Origin of the sequence: Spirillospora sp. NPDC048819 (genome assembly GCF_040650055.1) — a bacterium.
GTDB lineage: Bacteria > Actinomycetota > Actinomycetes > Streptosporangiales > Streptosporangiaceae > Spirillospora.
Window position 1 is genome coordinate 16,970 of the sequence record NZ_JBEZGN010000014.1, and the last position, 18,667, is coordinate 35,636.

General features: G+C 73.2%; 15 protein-coding genes and 1 tRNA gene. 10 read left to right on the top strand and 6 right to left on the bottom strand.

All coding sequences use genetic code 11. The features are described 5' to 3' along the window. Positions 1-21: 21 nt before the first annotated feature. From AB0C35_RS20015 to AB0C35_RS20025, 3 genes are all read right to left on the bottom strand, one after another. Positions 22-1,215: an RtcB family protein gene (locus AB0C35_RS20015; RefSeq protein WP_358457877.1), complete on the bottom strand. Its 1,194-nt coding sequence runs from the start codon at positions 1,213-1,215 to the stop codon at positions 22-24. A gap of 83 nt (positions 1,216-1,298) precedes the next feature. Then, positions 1,299-3,086 carry a SelB C-terminal domain-containing protein gene (locus tag AB0C35_RS20020; RefSeq protein ID WP_358457879.1) on the bottom strand — a complete coding sequence of 596 codons (1,788 nt, stop codon included), beginning with the start codon at positions 3,084-3,086 and terminating at the stop codon, positions 1,299-1,301. Positions 3,087-3,295: 209 nt separating this feature from the next. Further along, positions 3,296-3,856, bottom strand: a complete 561-nt coding sequence (locus tag AB0C35_RS20025) for a MarR family transcriptional regulator (protein ID WP_358457881.1) — start codon at positions 3,854-3,856, stop codon at positions 3,296-3,298. Between the two features lie 89 nt (positions 3,857-3,945). On the opposite strand from AB0C35_RS20025, the gene AB0C35_RS20030 reads away from it, so the two are divergent. Then, positions 3,946-5,376 (top strand): MFS transporter, encoded by a 1,431-nt coding sequence (locus AB0C35_RS20030; RefSeq protein ID WP_358457883.1) that lies wholly within the window; start codon positions 3,946-3,948, stop codon positions 5,374-5,376. Between the two features lie 188 nt (positions 5,377-5,564). Continuing rightward, on the top strand, positions 5,565-7,448 hold the full coding sequence (locus AB0C35_RS20035) for a propionyl-CoA synthetase (protein WP_358457885.1): 1,884 nt from the start codon (positions 5,565-5,567) through the stop codon (positions 7,446-7,448). A 17-nt stretch (positions 7,449-7,465) separates the two neighbouring features. On the opposite strand, the gene AB0C35_RS20040 is transcribed toward AB0C35_RS20035, so the two are convergent. Continuing rightward, positions 7,466-7,735 (bottom strand): GlsB/YeaQ/YmgE family stress response membrane protein, encoded by a 270-nt coding sequence (locus tag AB0C35_RS20040; RefSeq protein WP_358457887.1) that lies wholly within the window; start codon positions 7,733-7,735, stop codon positions 7,466-7,468. A gap of 132 nt (positions 7,736-7,867) precedes the next feature. Continuing rightward, complete coding sequence (gene selD / locus AB0C35_RS20045; RefSeq protein WP_358457889.1) at positions 7,868-8,860, bottom strand: selenide, water dikinase SelD; 993 nt, start codon at positions 8,858-8,860, stop codon at positions 7,868-7,870. A gap of 178 nt (positions 8,861-9,038) precedes the next feature. Between selD and AB0C35_RS20050 the strand changes: the two genes are divergently transcribed. Both AB0C35_RS20050 and AB0C35_RS20055 read left to right on the top strand, forming a co-directional pair. Further along, positions 9,039-10,883 (top strand): AMP-dependent synthetase/ligase, encoded by a 1,845-nt coding sequence (locus AB0C35_RS20050; RefSeq protein WP_358457891.1) that lies wholly within the window; start codon positions 9,039-9,041, stop codon positions 10,881-10,883. A gap of 10 nt (positions 10,884-10,893) precedes the next feature. Then, positions 10,894-10,986, top strand: a tRNA-Sec gene (locus AB0C35_RS20055). Between the two features lie 94 nt (positions 10,987-11,080). On the opposite strand, the gene AB0C35_RS20060 is transcribed toward AB0C35_RS20055, so the two are convergent. Beyond that, positions 11,081-11,413 carry a DUF4333 domain-containing protein gene (locus AB0C35_RS20060; RefSeq protein WP_358457892.1) on the bottom strand — a complete coding sequence of 111 codons (333 nt, stop codon included), beginning with the start codon at positions 11,411-11,413 and terminating at the stop codon, positions 11,081-11,083. Between the two features lie 189 nt (positions 11,414-11,602). On the opposite strand from AB0C35_RS20060, the gene fdhD reads away from it, so the two are divergent. From fdhD to AB0C35_RS20090, 6 genes are all read left to right on the top strand, one after another. Further along, positions 11,603-12,415: a formate dehydrogenase accessory sulfurtransferase FdhD gene (fdhD, locus tag AB0C35_RS20065; protein ID WP_358457894.1), complete on the top strand. Its 813-nt coding sequence runs from the start codon at positions 11,603-11,605 to the stop codon at positions 12,413-12,415. Between the two features lie 229 nt (positions 12,416-12,644). Further along, complete coding sequence (locus AB0C35_RS20070) at positions 12,645-13,505, top strand: metal-dependent hydrolase (RefSeq protein WP_358457896.1); 861 nt, start codon at positions 12,645-12,647, stop codon at positions 13,503-13,505. A gap of 130 nt (positions 13,506-13,635) precedes the next feature. Beyond that, a complete protein-coding gene (locus AB0C35_RS20075; protein WP_358458164.1) occupies positions 13,636-14,469 on the top strand; it encodes a M24 family metallopeptidase in 834 nt (277 codons plus the stop codon). Further along, positions 14,466-16,235: an SDR family oxidoreductase gene (locus AB0C35_RS20080; RefSeq protein WP_358457898.1), complete on the top strand. Its 1,770-nt coding sequence runs from the start codon at positions 14,466-14,468 to the stop codon at positions 16,233-16,235. The genes AB0C35_RS20075 and AB0C35_RS20080 overlap by 4 nt, the downstream gene beginning before the upstream one ends. Before the next feature lie 119 nt (positions 16,236-16,354). Continuing rightward, on the top strand, positions 16,355-17,968 hold the full coding sequence (locus AB0C35_RS20085) for an NAD(P)/FAD-dependent oxidoreductase (protein WP_358457900.1): 1,614 nt from the start codon (positions 16,355-16,357) through the stop codon (positions 17,966-17,968). 258 nt (positions 17,969-18,226) lie between these two features. Next, positions 18,227-18,661, top strand: coding sequence for a CBS domain-containing protein (locus AB0C35_RS20090; protein ID WP_358457902.1), 435 nt, complete (start codon positions 18,227-18,229; stop codon positions 18,659-18,661). Positions 18,662-18,667: the final 6 nt, after the last annotated feature.

Consider the following 18,667-nt stretch of genomic DNA (forward strand, 5'->3'; position numbering starts at 1 on the left):
CGGCCCGGCCCGGGAGGGCGGCTAGCCCTTCACGCAGATGAGCTGGCGGAGGTGCGCCACGACCTCCACCAGGTCGGACTGCGCCTCGATCACCGCCTCCAGGTCCTTGTAGGCGCCCGGGATCTCGTCGATGACGCCGCTGTCCTTGCGGCACTCGACGCCGCGGGTCTGCTCCACGAGGTCGTCCACGGTGAAGTTCTTGCGCGCCTTGTTGCGGCTCATCCTGCGGCCCGCGCCGTGCGAGGCCGAGTTGTAGGCGGTCTCGTTGCCGAGGCCCCGCACGATGTAGGTGCCGGTCGCCATCGACCCCGGGATGATGCCGAGGTCGCCGGCGCCCGCGCGGATGGCCCCCTTGCGGGTGACGAGCAGTTCCGCGCCGCCGTACTCCTCCTCCGCCACGTAGTTGTGGTGGCAGGAGATGATCTGGTTCCAGCGGCAGCGCTTGTCCCCGAACCGCTTCGTCACGACGTTCTGCGCGAGCGCCATCATGACGGCGCGGTTGCGGCGCGCGTACTCCTGCGCCCAGAACAGGTCGTGGCGGTAGGCGTCCATCTTCACGGTGCCGGCGAGGAAGACGGCGAGGTCGTTGTCCGGCAGGTCCTGGTTGTGCGGCAGCTTGCGGGCGGCCTCGATGTGCTGCTCGGCCAGCTCGTTGCCGATGTTGCGGGACCCCGAGTGCAGGACGAGCCAGATCGCGCCGTCGTCGTCCGCGCACAGCTCCAGGAAGTGGTTCCCGCCGCCGAGCGTGCCCATCTGGACGCGGGCGCGGCCGAGGCGGGACCGCACCGCCGGGTGCAGGTCGTCGAACGCCTTCCAGAAGTCGTACCAGCCGCGCTCCTTCAGGTTCGGGAGCGCGTCCGGGTCGACGGCCTGCCGGTGGGAGCCGCGGCCGACGGGGATCGCCTTCTCCAGCCGGCCGCGCAGGACCGACAGGTCGTCGGGCATGTCCTCGACGGTGAGCGTCGACTTCGCGGCGGTCATCCCGCAGCCGATGTCGACGCCGACGGCCGCCGGGGACACCGCGTCCCTCATCGCGATGACCGAGCCGACGGTGGCGCCCTTGCCGTAGTGGACGTCGGGCATCACGGCGAGGCCCTCCACCCACGGCAGGGCGGAGACGTTGCGGAGCTGGTCGAGGGCCTGGTCCTCGACGGTGGCGGGGTCGGTCCACATCCGGATGGGAACGCGGCCGCCCTTGATGGTCTGGTACGGCATGCCTTCTCCTTGATCGACGGGATCCGAACCGTGATCTATGACGCCAGAGCGGGCGGGTTCGGTTCAACCGGTTTTCGCCCGGGTCAGGAGCGGCGGCGTTCGGTGAGTCCGAGCCTGTCCAGGTGGCGCAGCAGGGCGACGGCGACGTGGCGGCTGGTCGACAGGGCGCTCCCGGCCTGCCCGGGCGTGAACGGCTGCGGCAGCGCCGACAGGATGCGCAGCGCCTCCCGGTCGGCGCCCGGCAGCAGGACGATGTCGGTCCCGTCGCGGCCGCCGTCTCCGTCTCCGTCTCCGTCGGCACCGCCGCCGATCCGCAGGACGGCGCCCGCGCGTTCGGCGTCGGCGAGGATCCCGCCGGTGAGGCCCAGTTCCGCGAGACGGCCGGCGGCGGGCGCCGAGAACGGGGCGTCCGCGAGGTCGGCCCGGAGACGCTCCACGGCGTCCGCCCAGGGCGGCGGCGGTTCGGACGCGATCGCGGTGCGGGCCACGTGCCGCGCGACCGGCTCCGGCTCCGGCTCCGGGGCGGGGCCGTAGACGCGTCCGCCTTCGACGCGCAGCGGCGGGCGGATGAGCGCGGCGACGAGCCTGCGGGCCGGGAGGCCGAGGCGCAGCCGGACGGTCTCCAGCGGGATCCCCGGTGCGTGCGGGCTCTCGGCGGCGTGCCGCGACGTCTCCTCGCTGAGGCGCTCGAACAGCGAGTCCCAGTGCGCGGGGTCGGCGACCCATTCGCCGTTCAGCGTGACCGCGTCCGGCGGCGGCGCGCACCCCATGACGGACAGCTCGGACCGGCGGAGCACGCCGTGCCGGCGCAGCACGATCGTGCCGTCCGGCCGGTCGGGCCAGGACGCCAGCTCCCGTGCCCGGGCCGCGCCCGCGTCGCGCCGCACCAGGGTCGGCGGCCGGACGTCCAGGACGCTCACCCCGGCGATCGAGCCGCGCGCCGGGTCGCGCAGGATCCCGGTGTCGCCGAGGTGCAGGGCGACCCGCTCGTTCAGGGTCAGGCGGGCGGTGTCGGGGCCGAGCGGCCGCAGCCGGACCGGGACGGCGGCCGACCCGATGTGCAGGGTCATCCGCCGCGCGAGCCGGCCGGACGCCTCACCGAAGCGGGTGCGGACGTCGATGCAGGTGGTGTGGGTCCAGGCGCCGGCGGCGACCAGGGCCATGCCGCCGTCCACGCGTCCCGCCTCGCGCAGGGTCAGCACGATCCGCGACACGCCCCCGACGGACTCGCACGGCTCGCCCGCGCAGCCGATCGTCCGGACGCGGACGCGTTCGCCGGCGGGCATGAGGAGCAGCTCGTCGCCGACGGTGATCGTCCCGGCGGCGAGGGTGCCGGTGACGACGGTCTGGCGGCCGGCGGTGAAGGCGTGGTCGATCCACAGCCGCACCGGGGCGGCGGGGTCGGGGACGGGGAGGCGGGCGGCGAGCCGGTCCAGGGCGGCGGCCAGCTCATCGGTCCCGGCACCGGTCACGGTGCTGACGGCGACCGCCTCGGCGCCGCGCAGGGCGGTCCCGGCGAGCCGCTCGCGGACCTGGCGCAGCGCGAGCTTCGGGTCTGCGGCGTCCGCCTTGGTGACGGCGACGACCCCGAACCGGGCGCCGAGCGCGCCGAGGGCCTCCAGATGCTCCCGCGTCTGCGGCATCCACCCCTCGTCCGCGGCGACGGCCAGCAGGACGGCGGACGCCGGGGCGGCGCCGGCGAGCATGGCCGGGACTGCCTCCTCGTCCCCGGGAGCGTCCACGAACGCCACGCGGCGTCCCGAGGGCAGCTGCATCCACGCGCCCGGTTGCTCGGGCTCCTTGCCGGTGAGGGCGCGCACGAGCGCCGACTTGCCGTGCCCACCGTGGCCGGCGGTGGTGACGACGTTCATCAGCGTCCCTCCCCGGGAGGGATGCGGGGGGCCGCGCGGCGACGGGCCGGGCGGGGGGAATCATCGCGGGGGTGGCGCAGACGAAGGTCCACGGAAGCCAACCTTATGGACGCGGGAGCCCGGCGCAAAACCAGATCCTGCACACATCGCGGCCTGGAAAATCTCTCTAACCTCACGTAAACCACAAACGACTGGAAATCGTCCGCGGTTCAGCTCCGGCCGGACCCGGCATGGCCGGACGCCGCCGCCGCGGGGGAACCGGCGCCGGTGACGCCGGCGTCGGGGGTGCCCGCTTCGGGGGTGTCGGCGTTGCCGGAGTGGGCCTCGAAGTCGTCGACCATCCGGTTCACGAGCCCGGCCAGCCGCTCGCGCTCGGCGGGCGACCACTCCGCGAGGGCCCCGGTGATCCAGCGGCGCCCGGACGCGCGGATGGACTCGACGGCCGCCAGCCCGGAGCCGCTGAGCCTGACCCGCCGGCACCGCCGGTCGTCGGGGTCGGGGACCCGCTCCAGGTACCCGGCCCGCTCCAGCCGCTGCACCTGCCGGGTCACGTGGGGCGCCTCGACGGCCAGCCGGACGGCCAGCTCCCCCGGCCGCATCGGGCCCTCGTTCTCGGCGAGGGCGCGCAGCAGCGGCACGGCCGCGCGGTCGACCGGGACGCCCGCCGCGACGACGGTGCGGTCGTGCTGCCTGAACCGGGTCAGCATGTGCGCGACGCGGCTGAGCGCCCGCTCGATCTCCACGATGTCCGGCGGCACCGGTGATGACATGCCACCCACCCTACCGCTCTACACTTACTTAACTTAAGTAACAAGATCGCCGATCGGCCGGCTCCCGGCGACCGGCCGATGGAGGTTCGATGACCGGCGCCCCGACCACGGCGCGCGAGACGGCCGGGCGCCCCGCACCCGATCCCGGGCGCACCGGCCGCACCCTGGTCGCGCTGGCGTTCGCCGGGATGGCCGTGGCGGTGCAGCAGACCCTGGTGCTGCCGATGCTGCCCCAGCTCATGGTCCGCTTCGACGCCCCGATCACCGATGTGACCTGGGTGTTCACCGCGTCCCTGCTGGCCGGTGCGGTCGCCACCCCGCTGCTGACGCGGTTCGGCGACATGTACGGCAAGAAGCGGATGATCCTGCTCGCCCTCGCCCTGCTGCTGGCCGGCTCGGTGGTCTGCGCGCTGTCCGGCTCGCTCGTCGTCCTGATCGCCGGACGCGCGCTGCAGGGCGTCTCGGCCTCGATGATCCCGCTGGCCATCGGCATGATCCGGGACACGTTCCCGCGCGAGCGGATCACCACCGCGATCGGCGTGGTCAGCGCCACCATGGGCGCCGGCGGCAGCGCCGGCATGATCGTGACCGGGCTGATCGCCGCCCGCACCGACAGCCACCGGCCGGTGTTCTGGATCGCCGGCGCGATGGCCGCCGCCGGGCTGGTGCTGGTCGGGACCGCCGCCCGCGACGTCGGCGTCCGCGTGGGCGGGCGGCCCGACTACCCGGGCGTGGTCCTCCTCGCCGCCTGGCTGATCTGCCTGCTGCTCGGCATCAGCGAGGGCAACGCGTGGGGCTGGACGTCCGCCGGCGTCCTCGGCCTGTTCGGCGCCGCCGCCGTGCTCTGCGCCGCCTGGGTGGTGATCGAGCTGCGGGTCCGCGCCCCGCTGGTGCGGCTGAACCTGCTCGTCGGCGCGCGGTCGCTGTCGGCCAACGTCGCCTCGGCGCTGCTCGGCTTCTCGATGTTCGCGGCGTTCACGCTGATCGCGGGCTTCGTGCAGGCGAAACCGGACGCGGTCGGGTACGGGCTGGACGGCTCGGTCCTGGACGTCGGCCTCTACATGCTGCCGAGCACGGTCACGATGCTGGCCTTCTCCTTCATGGCCGGGCGGATCGCCGCCCGGATCGGACCGGCGTTCACCCTCGCCATCGGATCCGCCTTCGCGGGGCTGTGCTACGCGTGGCTGGCGGTGTCGAACTCGCACGTGTACGACATGCTCGCGTTCAGCTCCATCCAGGGGATCGGGTTCGGCATCGCGTACGCGGCGCTCGGCACGCTCGCCATCCAGCACGTCCCGATGGACCAGAGCGGCATCGCCAGCGGCATCAACTCGCTCGTCCGCACCACCGGCGGCGGCATCGCCGGCGCCGTCACCGCGTCGGTCCTGGCCGGGCAGGTCATCGCCGGCACCGACGTGCCCTCCCTCGCCGCGTACGAGCTGTGCTTCTGGGTCGTCGCCGCGGGCTCCGTCATGGCCGCGCTCGTGGCCGTCGTGCACGGTCTCCGCCACCCCGACTAGCCGCCGCCCGGCCGGGTTCCTCCCCCTGTCCGGGGCGTTCCGGGAGCACGCCGGGCACGCGTGCGGCGCGGACCCGGCGGCGCGGGGCCTTGACGAACGGCACCCGCGCCGTGCCCTATAGGGATGCGGCCCAAATCGCCGAGCGGGCCGGAGACGACCGGGCCAGGACACCCGACCGGGAGGACGACATGGGCGCCTACGCGGCCGCGTACGAACGCAGCATCGCCGATCCGACCCGATTCTGGGGCCTGGCGGCACGGGACGTGCGCTGGCTCGTCCCGCCGGACCGGGTGCTGGACGACGGGGCGCCGCCGTTCTACCGCTGGTTCACCGGTGGTGAGCTCAACACCTGTGACAACGCACTGGACCGGCACGTCGAGGAGGGCCGCGGCGACCAGCCCGCGCTGATCTACGACAGCCCCGTCACCGGCACCGTCCGGACCTACACCTACGGCGAGCTGACCGGCCTCGTCGCCCGGTTCGCCGGGGCGCTGCGGGCGCAGGGCGTCGACCGCGGCGACCGCGTGGTCATCTACCTGCCGATGGTGCCCGAGGCGGTCGTGGCGATGCTGGCGTGCGCGCGGCTCGGCGCGGTGCACTCGGTCGTGTTCGGCGGCTTCGCGGCGCGCGAGCTGGCCGTCCGCATCGACGACGCCCGGCCCAAGGCGGTCGTGTCGGCGTCCTGCGGCATCGAGGCGGGCCGGGTCGTCCCCTACAAGCCGCTGCTGGACCGGGCGCTGGATCTGGCGAAGCACAAGGTCGAACGGTGCGTGATCCGGCAGCGCGAGCAGCTGCACGCCGACCTCGTCCGGCCGCGGGACGTGGAGTGGGACGAGGCCGTCGCGGCCGCCGAGCCCGCCGAGTGCGTTCCCGTCGCCGCCACCGATCCGCTCTACATCCTGTACACGTCGGGGACGACCGGGCGGCCGAAGGGCGTCGTCCGCGACAACGGCGGGCACGCGGTGGCGCTGCGCTGGTCGATGGAGAACGTGTTCGGCGTCGGGCCCGGCGACGTGTTCTGGGCCGCGTCCGACGTGGGCTGGGTCGTCGGGCACTCCTACATCGTGTATGCGCCGCTGCTCACCGGCTGCACGACCGTCCTGTACGAGGGCAAGCCGGTGGGGACGCCGGACGCGGGCGCGTTCTGGCGCGTCGCGGCGCAGCACCGGGTCAAGGCGCTGTTCGCCGCGCCGACCGCGATCCGGGCCGTCAAGAAGGAGGACCCGGAGGGCGCGCTGCTCGCCGGGCACGATCTGTCGGCGCTGGACACGCTGTTCCTCGCCGGGGAGCGCCTCGACCCCGACACCTACCGGTGGGCGTCGCGCATCCTCGACCGGCCCGTCATCGACCACTGGTGGCAGACCGAGACGGGCTGGCCGATCGTGGCGAACCTGCGCGGGCTGGAGCCGATGCCGGTCAAGCCCGGGTCCCCGTCGGTGCCGGTCCCCGGGTACGACGTGCGGATCCTCGGCCCGGACGGCTCGCCCGTCCCACCGGGCGCCGACGGCGACATCGCGATCCGGCTGCCGCTGCCGCCCGGCACGCTGCCCACGCTGTGGCAGGACGACGAGCGGTTCGTCGAGTCCTACCTCACCCGCTTCCCCGGTCACTACCTGACCGGCGACGGCGGCCACGTCGACGAGGACGGCTACGTGTGGGTGATGGGCCGCACCGACGACGTGATCAACGTGGCCGGGCACCGGCTGTCCACCGGGACGATGGAGGAGGTCATCGCGTCCCATCCGGCCGTCGCCGAATGCGCGGTCATCGGCGTCCAGGACCCCCTCAAGGGGCAGGTCCCGCGCGGGCTGGTCGTCCTCAAGAGCGGCGTCCTGGCCGAGCCGGAGGAGCTGTGCCCGGAGCTGGTCCGGATGGTGCGCGACCAGGTCGGGCCCGTCGCGTCCCTCAAGGAGATCACGGTCGTGCCGGCGCTGCCGAAGACCCGCTCCGGCAAGATCCTGCGGGGCGTGATGCGGGGCATCGCCGACGGGCAGGAGGTCTCCGTCCCGTCCACCATCGAGGATACGGACGTCCTGGACACCCTGCGGCCCGTCCTGCGGAAGGCCCCCTAGCTGCAGGGGCGGGCCCTCTACGAGGGGGTGCGCTTGGGCCAGAACGCCGCCACGAGGAAGACGCCGACCACCGCCAGGGCGATCTGGAGCACCGTCGTCCAGATGCTCCAGCCGTCGTCCGCCAGGCCGAACACCTGGGCCAGGCCCGTCCCGGCGAACGCCGCGACGATCCCGGCGCCGATGGTGAGCCAGATCGGCATGCTCTCCCTGCCCGGCGCGACCAGCCGTCCCAGCACACCGATGACCGCGCCGAGGACGACGGCCGCGGCGAGCCCGGTGATGGTCATGTGAGCCCCCTAGCCTCTTCGCCCCGACCGCAGTCCCCTACCCGTGTCCTGATCGGCGACACGGGCGCGGCACGGGAGGCGGCACGGCAGCCGGCACGGGAGGCGGCACGGCTTGGCCGCGGGGGCGCGGTGTCAGCGCACGACGAGCGTGTGGCGTCCCCGGGCGACCAGCTCGCCGACGACGGGGGCGCCGGGGATCTCGCCGGCGATCAGCAGGCCGCCGGAGGTCTGCGCGTCGGCCAGCAGCAGCCGCTCCTCCTCGCCGATCCGGCGGAAGTCGGCGTGCGGCGACACCCACGCCAGGTTGCGCCGGGAGCCGCCGGGGACGAAGCCGTCCCGCACGGCGTCCCGCGCGCCGTCCAGGTACGGCACGGCGGAGGCGTTCACGACGGCCGTGACGCCGCTGGCCCGCGCCAGCTTGTAGAGGTGGCCGAGCAGCCCGAACCCGGTGACGTCGGTGGCGCCGGTGACGCCGCGTTCCAGCGCCGCGAGCCCGGCCGCGGCGTTGAGCTCCGTCATGGTCTCGACCGCCTCCGGGAACACCACCCCGGTCGCCTTGTGGCGGGCGTTGAGGACCCCGATGCCGAGCGGCTTGGTCAGCGACAGCGGGAGGCCGGGGCGTGCGGCGTCCAGCCGCAGCAGCCGGTCGGGGTCGGCGACGCCGGTCACGGCCAGGCCGTACTTGGGCTCGGGGTCGTCGACGCTGTGCCCGCCGGCGATCGCGCAGCCCGCGAGCGCCGCCACGTCCCGTCCGCCGCGCAGCACCTCGCGGGCCAGTTCGGCGGGCAGCGCGTCGCGGGGCCAGCCCAGGAGGTTGAGGGCCATCAGCGGCTCGCCGCCGACCGCGTAGACGTCGGACAGCGCGTTGGCGGCGGCGATGCGGCCCCAGTCGTAGGCGTCGTCGACGACGGGGGTGGAGAAGTCGGCGGTGGATACCACGGCCCGGCCGCCCTCGATCCGCAGGACGGCCGCGTCGTCGCCGTCCGCGCCGCCCACCAGGAGGTCGTCGCCGCCGCCGGTGAGACCGGTCACGACCCATTCCAGCTCCGCCGGGGGGATCTTGGACGCGCAGCCGCCGCCGTGCGCGTACTGCGTGAGGCGGGCGACGGGTGCGAGGCGGGTCACGGGAAGATTTAACGCACAACCATCTCAAATGATCAAGAAACGGACAGTACGGGTGCGGTCACCGAGGGCCCAGATCGCGGTCCGACCAGCCCGGAAAACCGGGAAACCCTTGTCCGAACGACATTCGGCATGATGCGATTCAGCTTTAGCAAGTCATCACTTACTTCCAAGGGGCGACATGGGGATCCACGAACGAGGACGGGCCGGACTTGACCGGGCCCTCGACGGACAGACGACCTGCACCGCACTCGCCGAGACCGCCGAGCGCCACGGCGACCTGCCCGCCTACTCCGAGCGCGCCGGCGGCGGGTGGAACACGCTGACATGGGCCGAGACCCGGACCCGGGCACTGGAGACGGCCGCCGGCTTCGCCGCCCTCGGCCTGGAGCCCGGCGACGTGGTCGCCCTGATGATGCCGAACCGCACCGAGCACGTCCTCGCCGACCTCGGCGCCGTCCACGCCGGCGGCACCCCCACCACCGTCTACGCGACCCTCGCGCCCGACCAGATCGCGTTCGTCGCCGGTGACTGCTCCGCCAGGTACGCCGTCCTCAACGGCAAGGACCAGCTCGACCGCTGGCTCCCGGTCCTCGACGGCCTCCCCGGCCTCCGCAAGATCATCGTCGTGGAGGCGGACGACTGCCCGGCCGGCGACCGCTACCTCACCTGGGACGCCCTCACCGAACTCGGCCGCAGGGAACTCGCGGCCGACCCGGCCGCAGCCGACCGCCGCTGGCAGGCCGTCAAGCCCGGCGACACCGTCACGCTCCTCTACACCTCCGGCACCACGGGCGACCCCAAGGGCGTCCTCATCACGCACTCGATGGTGCTGCACGAGGCGGCGATGGTGAAGCGCAGCTCGGTGCTGCCCGACCACCCGTCCGGCATCTCCTACCTGCCGTTCGCCCACATCGCCGACCGCGTCCTCAGCTATTACCTGCCGATCAGGCTCGCGTCCCACGTCCACTTCTGCCCGGACCCGGCCCAGCTCACCGCCGTCCTCGGCGCGGTGCGGCCGCACTCCTTCTTCGGCGTCCCCCGCGTCTGGGAGAAGATCATGGCCGGCATCCAGGCCGTGCTGTCCGCCGAGCAGGACGAGGCGAAGAAGCAGGCCGTCGCCGCCGCCCTCGACGCCGGCCGCGCCTACGTCACGGCCCAGGAGTTCGGCAACACGCTCACCCCCGAGATCACCGCCGCCTTCGAGAAGGCGAACCAGGCGGTCCTCACCCCCATGCGCGCCATGCTCGGCCTGGACCGCGTCCTCCAGGCGTCCAGCGCCGCCGCGCCGCTGCCCGTCGAGGTCGCCCGCTTCTTCGCCGGCCTCGGCCTGAAGATCTTCGACGCCTACGGGATGACGGAGACGACCGGCGCCATCACCGCCAACCTGTCGGACTCCTTCAAGCTCGGCACGGTCGGCCGCCCCTTCGAGGGCGTGGAGCTGAAGCTCGCCGACGACGGCGAGATCCTCGTCCGGGGCGCCACCTGCACCCCCGGCTACCTGCGGCGCCCCGAGGCGACCGCCGACCTCATCGACGCCGACGGCTGGGTCCGCACCGGCGACGTCGGCCGCCTCGACGCCGACGGCTTCCTGACCGTCGTCGACCGCAAGAAGGAGCTCATCATCACCGCCGGCGGCGAGAACATCGCCCCGTCCATGATCGAGAACCATCTCAAGGAGCACCCGCTCGTCGGCCAGGCCCTCGCCTTCGGCGACCGCCGCCCCTACGTCGTCGCCCTCATCACCCTCGACGGCGAGGTCGCCCCCGTCTGGGCCGCCGCCCACGGCATCGACACCACCGACCTCGCGGCCCTCGCCGACAACCCCCTCGTCCTCGACGAGGTCGCCAAGGCCGTCGAGGACGCCAACTCCCGCCTCGCCCGCGTCCAGCAGGTCAAGAAGTGGCGCCTGCTGCCCGCCGAATGGACCGCCGAGAGCGAGGAGCTCACCCCCACCCTCAAACTCAAGCGCCGCGTCGTCCACACCAAGTACTCCACCGCCATCGACGACCTCTACACCGGCTAAGATCACCCGCGGAGGCGTGCGAGCGCCTGGTGGCCTCCCCGGCCTTCAAAGCCGATGGTCCCGAGGATCTCGGGACGGCGGGTTCGATTCCCGTACGCCTCCGCGACCCGCTTCCGGCCGCAGGCCGCCGCGGGCACGGACCGGGTCCGAGATCGCGGCGGCCTGCGGCCTGCGGTGGAGAAACGCGGGGGTGAGCGTCAGCCCTTCGGCTGCGGAGGCTCCTCCATGCTGAAGCGGACCTGGTCGCCGTCGACCGAGGTGACGGTGACGGTCAGCGGGTAGTCGCGGCCGTTGCCGTCCTTGACCGTGCAGGAGATGGCGGCGCCGACCTCCCCCTTGAGGTCCTCGCCGCAGTCGGCCGTCGCCGGGCCGATGCCGCCGTCGTCGAAGGGCGGGCCGAACTTCGCGACGATCTGCTCCTCGACCTTGTCGGCGGAGACGGTCTTGGTCACCCCCGCGTTCACCTCGCAGGCGGTGGTGGCCAGCACCAGGCCGCCGAGCAGGGCGGGAACGAGCAGGAACTTGCGCATCGGTGTCTTGGCTCCTTGCGTTCTGTGGCGCCCCGGTCCCCTTGGGGCGCGCTTTGGCACGTTCCGATCATCGGTGCCGGGACGCCCCGGGAGCCAGGGCGTCCTGTCCCGGGGATGAAGGGACCTAAAACAGGACAGGTCGGTCCGAACTTTTCGTTACTCGTCGGTATCCGGGGTACGGTCCCGTCCATGGGGCGGATCACCGTGCGCAGGCCAGTGCTCCGGCTGAGCACCTCCGGGTCGCGAGGCAGCAGGCCCGACACGCTGGCGGTGGAGGAGCCGCTGGAGATCCGCGTCGCGGGCAAGCCGCTCACCATCACGATGCGGACGCCCGGGCACGACTTCGACCTCGTCGCGGGCTTCCTGGCGGCCGAGGGCGTGATCGCCGGCGCCGGCGACCTGGCGACGATGCGCTACTGCGCCGACACCGAGGAGCAGAACACGCTGGACGTCGCGCTCGCCCCCGGGGTTCCCGCGCCGGACGACTCCATGACCAGGGCGTTCACGACGACGAGTGCGTGCGGGGTGTGCGGGAAGTCCAGCATCGAGGCGCTGCGCGCCGACCGGCCGTACGAGGTGCGGGACGACCCGGTACGGCTCACGCCCGATGTCCTGGCGGCGCTTCCGGGGCGGCTGCGCGAGGCGCAGAGGGTCTTCGACCGGACGGGCGGGCTGCACGCGGCCGGGCTGTTCGACGCCGGCGGCGAGCTGCTCGCGCTGCGGGAGGACGTCGGGCGCCACAACGCGGTCGACAAGGTGATCGGCTGGGCGCTGCGCCAGGGGCGGCTGCCGCTGGCGGGGACCGTCCTGATGGTGAGCGGGCGCGCGTCGTTCGAGCTGACGCAGAAGGCGATGACTGCGGGCGTGCCGGTGCTGGCGGCGGTGTCGGCGCCGTCGTCGCTGGCGGTGGATCTGGCCGAGGACGCCGGGATGACGCTCATCGGGTTCCTGCGCGGGGAGACCATGAACGTTTACGCGGGTGCGGAACGTTTGGCCCTGTAAGGGTCCCGAGTTATCACCCCGAGCCGAAAACCAAGCGGTAACTTGTTGGGTGCGCCCCAAGAAACGACGGGGCCCACTGGAGTTGACTCATCCCCCAATGGATACGCGCGCGTGTGCTCACGCGGCGTGACGATGCGTGGAAGCGAGGACCCGAATGACGAGGCCCCTGACTGGCGGCGGACCGGCGTCCGGGATCGACGAGCGCCACCCTCCGATCAAGCCTCGGCGCGTGTCCTTCGACTGGTCGCGGACACCGCTGCACTGGGTTCCCGGCGACCCCGTCGCCACCCACATCATCAACTCGTTCCACATCGTCCTGCCCGAGGGCGAGAAGTGGTTCATCCAGTGCGTGAAGGACGCGCGTCCCTACATCAAGGACGAGCGGCTCCAGGAGGAGATCCGGGGGTTCATCGGGCAGGAGATGGTGCACGCCCGCTCGCACCAGGGCGTCCTCGACCAGATCCTGGAGGCGAACGGGATCGACGTCTCCAAGATCACGGACGCGGCGGCCAAGGGCAACGCGGACCGGCCGGCGCAGATGGCCGCGCTGAAGAAGAAGAACCCGCGGGCGTGGCGGCGCAGGCTGCGGTTCGAGCTGGCCGCGGTCGCCTCGATCGAGCACTACACCGCCGTCCTCGGCCAGTGGATCATGGACAACGACCGGTTCGAGAAGGCCGGGGTCGACCCGACCATGCTGGACCTGCTGCGCTGGCACGGCGCCGAGGAGGTCGAGCACCGGTCGGTGGTGTTCGACGTGTACAAGGCCGTCGGCGGCGGCTACGTCACGCGCGTCGCCGCGTGGGTGGTGTCGCTGTTCTTCCTGTACTGGGCGCTGATCGGCGGGTCCCTGTACCTGCTGAAGCAGGACCCGACCGTCAAGAAGCGGGTGACGCCGCTGCGCGTCTACCGGGCGTACCGCCGGTCGGTCCGGCTGGGCCACGTGCCCGGCATCTTCAGGCTGCTGCTCGGTGAGGCGCCCGTCTACCTCAAGCCGAACCACCACCCGTCGAAGGTGTGCTCGACGCCGCGGGCGCTGGACTACCTGATGCAGTCCCCCGCGGCGCGGGCCGCGGGCTACGACCCGTACTAGACCGCCGCACCCGCCGAGGGCCCGTACCGCCGCGCCGTACGGGCCCTCGGCCATGCGTGGCGGGCGTCACGCACCGCCGCCCCTTGACCGGGGGACGATTCGGCGCTTTATTAACATCGTGTCCAATAAAGTGGCGCTCGCCCGCGTACACGACCCGGCGGAGCTTGAGCGATTCCGTGACGTCCAGCGCCTGTGCTACCGGTGCGCCGAAGAGGTCGCCGCCACGCTCGAACCGGGCGTGACCGAGCGCGAGGCGTGCCGGCGCATGCGCCGGTGGCTGCGCGAACGCGGCGTCGACGACTGGCTGCACACCCCGTTCGCGTGGTTCGGCGACCGGTCGGCGTTCCGCGGGTTCAAGGTGCCGACGCAGTTCCTCCCGAGCCGGACGCGGCTGGAGGAGGGCATGCCGTACATCCTCGACATGGCGCCGGTGCGGGACGGGTACTCCGCCGACATCGGGTACGGCGGCGTCCTCGGCGCGAACCGGATCTGGGAGTGGCTCGACGCCGACCTCGCCGGCTACCGGACGCTCATCCTCGACCTGGTCCGCGAGCGCCGCACGTTCGCCGGCATTTACGCCGAGGTCGACGCGCTCATCGAGCGGCAGGGGCTCCAGAGCAGGCACCGCAAATATCCCGGACGGGTCATCGGCCACCAGGTCGGCGTCATCGGCGGAATCCTCCCCAAGCGCGTGGGATTCCCGTTCGGTGTACGGTTCCTCCAGACCATCGGCCGCGAACTGGTCAAGGAGCGACTGGAGGGGCGCTCCCCGCTCTGGAACGGGGCCGCGCAGTCGCAGCATCCCCCGACGCCTGGACTGTGGGCGGTGGAACCGCACATCGGGTTCCGCGGCGTCGGCGTGAAGTTCGAGGAGATCCTCGTGGTCACCGAGGACGACGCGTACTGGCTGGACGACGACCTGCCCCATGTGCGGCGGTGGGCACGACGGGAGACGACGACATGACACCCCCGGCTTCACCCGTCACCCGGCGGAGGGTCCGCGGCGACGGCGTCGATCTGGCCGTCTGCGAACAGGGCGACCGGTCGCGCCCGACCGTCCTGCTCGTCCACGGCTACCCCGACACCCACGCGGTCTGGGACGAGGTCGCCGAGCGGCTCGCCGGGCGGTTCCACGTCGTCCGCTACGACGTGCGCGGCGCCGGATCGTCGTCCCGGCCGTTCGGGCGCAAGCGCTACACCTTCGACTACCTGATGTCCGACATGCAGGCCGTGCTGGACGCCACCGCGCCCGACCGCAAGGTGCATCTGGTCGGCCACGACTGGGGCTCGATCCAGTCGTGGGAGGCGGCGTGCACGATGCCGGACCGCTTCGCCTCCTTCACCTCCATCTCCGGGCCGTGCCTGGACCACGTCGCGCACTGGATGCGCCGCAGCCTGGCCCGCCCCACACCGTCCGGCCTGAGGCGGACGGTGGGACAGGCCGCCCGGTCCTGGTACATCTACTTCTTCCAGACGCCGCTGCTCCCGGAGCTGATGTGGCGGGCCGGGCTGTCCAAGGTGTTCACCCGCGCCCTGGAGGTGGGCGAGGGCGTCCCCGCCCGCCCCGGGCATCCGGCGAGGACGATGGCGCGCGACGGCGCGTCCGGGGTCGGGCTGTACCGCGCGAACATGATCCGGCGGCTGCGCAGCCCGCGCGACCGGCGGACGGACGTGCCGACGCAAGTCATCGTCCCCACCAAGGACCTGTTCGTCTCGCCGCATCTGGTGGGCGGGCTCGCCGGGCACGTCCCGAACCTGTCGCTCCGGCCGATCGCGGCCGGCCACTGGGTGACGCGCAGCCACCCGGACGTCGTCGCCCGGTGGATCACCGAGCACATCACCGGCGTCCAAGGCGGCCCGCTCACCGCAGCCGAGTCGCGTGCGCTGCAGCGCGCCAGGGTCGCAGGGGACCGGCGCTCGTTCGAAGGCTCCCTCGCGGTCGTCACCGGCGCGGGGAGCGGAATCGGCCGTGCGACCGCGCTGGCCTTCGCCGAGCAAGGCGCGGAGGTCGTCGCGGCCGATCTCGACATGGCCGCCGCCGAGCGGACCGCCGAACTCGCGGGCCTGCTGGGCCCGCAGGGGCACGCCTTCCAGGTGGACGTCTCCGACCCCACCGCGATGGAGGACTTCGCCAAGTCGGTGATGCACGAGCACGGGGTACCGGACGTCGTCGTCAACAACGCGGGCATCGGCATGGCCGGGTCGTTCTTCGACCACTCCACCGAGGACTGGGCGGCGGTCCTGAACGTCAACCTGTGGGGCGTCATTCACGGTTCACGGCTCTTCGCCGCCCAGATGGTGGAACGCGGGGAGGGCGGCCATATCGTCAACACCTCCTCTGCCGCCGCGTTCACGCCGTCCCGCGCACTGCCCGCCTACGCCACCAGCAAGGCGGCCGTGCTGATGCTGTCGGAATGCCTGCGCGCCGAACTGAAGGGCAAGGGCATCGGGGTCAGCGCCATCTGCCCGGGCATCGTCAACACCAACATCACCCGGACGTCCCGTTTCGTGGGCCTGGGCAAGGACGAGGAGGCGCGCAGCCAGGAGCGGGCCGCGCGGGCCTACGCACGACGCAACTTCGGCCCCGACGGAGTGGCGAAGCGGATCGTCGCCGCGGTCCGGAACGACAGGGCGGTCGTCCCGGTCACGCCGGAGGCGCGTTTGAGCCACGTGACGTCCCGCGTGTCACCGCGCCTCATGCGCCTCCTGGCACGCCTCGACGTGGGCTGAACACCGCGCCGGCCGAACACGCGCGGGCTGAACACCGCGCCGGCTGAACACCGCGCCGGCTGAACACGGGCGCCCCGGGTACCCGTAGGGTGATCACTCACCCGGGGAGGCGGTACCACATGGCGGACGCCGTGGTCGTCGGCGCGGGACCCAACGGGCTCGTCGCCGCCAACATGCTGGCCGACGCCGGCTGGGACGTGGAGGTCCTCGAAGCGCAGCCGGAGCCGGGCGGGGCCGTCCGCAGCGACCGGGGCGTCCACCCCGGCTACGTCAGCGACCTGTGCAGCGCGTTCTACCCGCTCGGCGTCGCGTCCCCCGCGATGCGCGCCCTGGACCTCGAACGGCACGGTCTGCGCTGGCGGCACGCCCCCGCCGTCCTCGCGCACCCGCTGCCGGACGGACGCTGCGCCGTCCTCGAACGCGACGCGGACGCGACGGCCGCCGGTCTCGACGCGCTCGGCGCGGGCGACGGCGAGGCGTGGCTGCGGCTCTGCGGGCTGTGGGACGAGATGGGGGAGGACCTCCTGCGCGCCCTCTTCACGCCATTCCCGCCCGTCCGCGCCGCGCTCCCGCTGGCCGTGTCGGCGCGGCGCGCGGGCGGGCTCCGCGTCCTGCGCGACCTGCTGGCGCCCGCGCGCACGTTCGGCGAGCGGGAGTTCGCCGGGCCCGGCGGCCCGCTGCTGCTCACCGGGTCCGCGCTGCACACCGACATGCTGCCCGAGACGACGGGCGGCTCGGTGTTCGGCTGGCTCCTCGCCATGATCGGGCAGCGGTACGGCTGGCCGGTGCCCGAGGGCGGCGCGGGCGAGCTGACGGCGGCGCTCGTGCGGCGGCTGGAGTCCCGCGGCGGGCGCGTCCGCTGCGACACCCCCGTCGCCTCGGTGATCGTCCGCGGGGGCCGGGCGCTGGGCGTGCGCACCGCGTCCGGTGAGCCGGTGCGCGCGGTCAAGGCCGTCCTGGCGGACGTGTCCGCGCCCCTCCTCTACGGCGGCCTGGTCGGCTGGGACGACCTTCCCGGCTCGCTCCGCGCGGACATGCGGCGCTTCGACTGGGACCACGCCACGTTCAAGGTCGACTGGGCGCTGTCGGGGCCCATCCCCTGGGCCTCCCCCGGCGCGGCGCGGGCGGGAACCGTCCACCTCTCCCCCGGCATGGACGCGCTGAGCGACTACAGCGCACAGCTCGCCACCGGCCGCGTACCGTCCGAGCCGTTCGCGCTGCTCGGCCAGATGACGACCGCGGACCCCTCCCGCTCCCCCGCCGGAACCGAGTCGGTCTGGGCCTACACCCACGTGCCGCACCGGGTGAAGGCCGACGCGGGCCCCGACGGCATCACCGGAGTCTGGGACGAGCGCGAGCAGACCGCCATGGCCGCGCGCATGGAGGACGTCCTGGAACGTCTCGCGCCCGGTTTCCGCTCCCTGATCACCGGCCGCCGCGTCACCGCGCCGCCCGCGTTCCAGGAGCACAACGCCAACCTGCTGAACGGCGCCCTCAACGGCGGCACGGCGATGCTCCACCAGCAGCTGGTGTTCCGTCCCGTCCCCGGCCTCGGCCGCGCCGAGACCCCGGTCGCCGGCCTGTACCTGGCGTCCGCGTCCGCCCACCCGGGCGGCGGGGTGCACGGCGCCTGCGGCGCCAACGCCGCCAGGGCCGCCCTCGCCCACGCCTCCCCGGCGGGCCGCGTTCTGACTCCCGCCCTCAGCGCCCTGGCCCGCCTCCTCGCGCCCTAGCCCGCGCCGGGGCGGTGCTCGGGGCCGGCGAGACGGCTGGTCCGGGTGTCGACCAGGCCGAATGGAACGGGGAAGGCTTTACGTGATGTTTCATAACTTTTCGCCACAGGCGTGAGCGGTGTCCGGGGAGGGGTTTACCGCTGCGGGGTTTTCCCGGACGCCGGAACATGCGACCTTGGCAGAACAAGCCCGGCGACCGGCCCCCGCCCCCGGCGGCCGTCGTCCCACGGGCCCCGAACCGGCACCGGAGCGTGAGGCATGCGGATTCGCGACATCCTGCGGAGGAAGGGAGACACGGTGGCCACGGTGCGGCCCGACGCCACCGTGCGGCAGCTGCTCGCCGTCCTGGCGGAGCACAACATCGGGGCGGTGGTGGTCTCACCCGACGGCACGTCGATCGCCGGCATCGCCTCCGAGCGCGACGTCGTGCGGTCCCTGCACGAGCGCGGCGCGGCGCTGCTCGACCGTCCCGTCTCCGACATCATGACCGCGGAGGTGCGCAGCTGCGGCCCCGCCGACATGGTCGAGGACCTGCGCCGCGCCATGACCGAGCACCGCTTCCGGCACGTGCCCGTCACCGAGGACGGGCGCCTGGTCGGGATCGTCAGCATCGGCGACGTGGTCAAGAGCGCCATCGACGAACTGGAGAGCGAACGCGAACACCTAGTGGGCTACATTCAGCGGGCACCGTAGGGGTAC

What these genes read in the sequence shown, in the direction of transcription:
- AB0C35_RS20015 (WP_358457877.1), bottom strand. Translation starts at nt 1,215, where the DNA reads ATGCCGTACCAGACCATCAAGGGCGGCCGCGTTCCCATCCGGATGTGG.
- AB0C35_RS20020 (WP_358457879.1), bottom strand. Translation starts at nt 3,086, where the DNA reads ATGAACGTCGTCACCACCGCCGGCCACGGTGGGCACGGCAAGTCGGCG.
- AB0C35_RS20025 (WP_358457881.1), bottom strand. Translation starts at nt 3,856, where the DNA reads ATGTCATCACCGGTGCCGCCGGACATCGTGGAGATCGAGCGGGCGCTC.
- AB0C35_RS20030 (WP_358457883.1), top strand. Translation starts at nt 3,946, where the DNA reads ATGACCGGCGCCCCGACCACGGCGCGCGAGACGGCCGGGCGCCCCGCA.
- AB0C35_RS20035 (WP_358457885.1), top strand. Translation starts at nt 5,565, where the DNA reads ATGGGCGCCTACGCGGCCGCGTACGAACGCAGCATCGCCGATCCGACC.
- AB0C35_RS20040 (WP_358457887.1), bottom strand. Translation starts at nt 7,735, where the DNA reads ATGACCATCACCGGGCTCGCCGCGGCCGTCGTCCTCGGCGCGGTCATC.
- AB0C35_RS20050 (WP_358457891.1), top strand. Translation starts at nt 9,039, where the DNA reads ATGGGGATCCACGAACGAGGACGGGCCGGACTTGACCGGGCCCTCGAC.
- AB0C35_RS20060 (WP_358457892.1), bottom strand. Translation starts at nt 11,413, where the DNA reads ATGCGCAAGTTCCTGCTCGTTCCCGCCCTGCTCGGCGGCCTGGTGCTG.
- fdhD (WP_358457894.1), top strand. Translation starts at nt 11,603, where the DNA reads ATGGGGCGGATCACCGTGCGCAGGCCAGTGCTCCGGCTGAGCACCTCC.
- AB0C35_RS20080 (WP_358457898.1), top strand. Translation starts at nt 14,466, where the DNA reads ATGACACCCCCGGCTTCACCCGTCACCCGGCGGAGGGTCCGCGGCGAC.
- AB0C35_RS20085 (WP_358457900.1), top strand. Translation starts at nt 16,355, where the DNA reads ATGGCGGACGCCGTGGTCGTCGGCGCGGGACCCAACGGGCTCGTCGCC.
- AB0C35_RS20090 (WP_358457902.1), top strand. Translation starts at nt 18,227, where the DNA reads ATGCGGATTCGCGACATCCTGCGGAGGAAGGGAGACACGGTGGCCACG.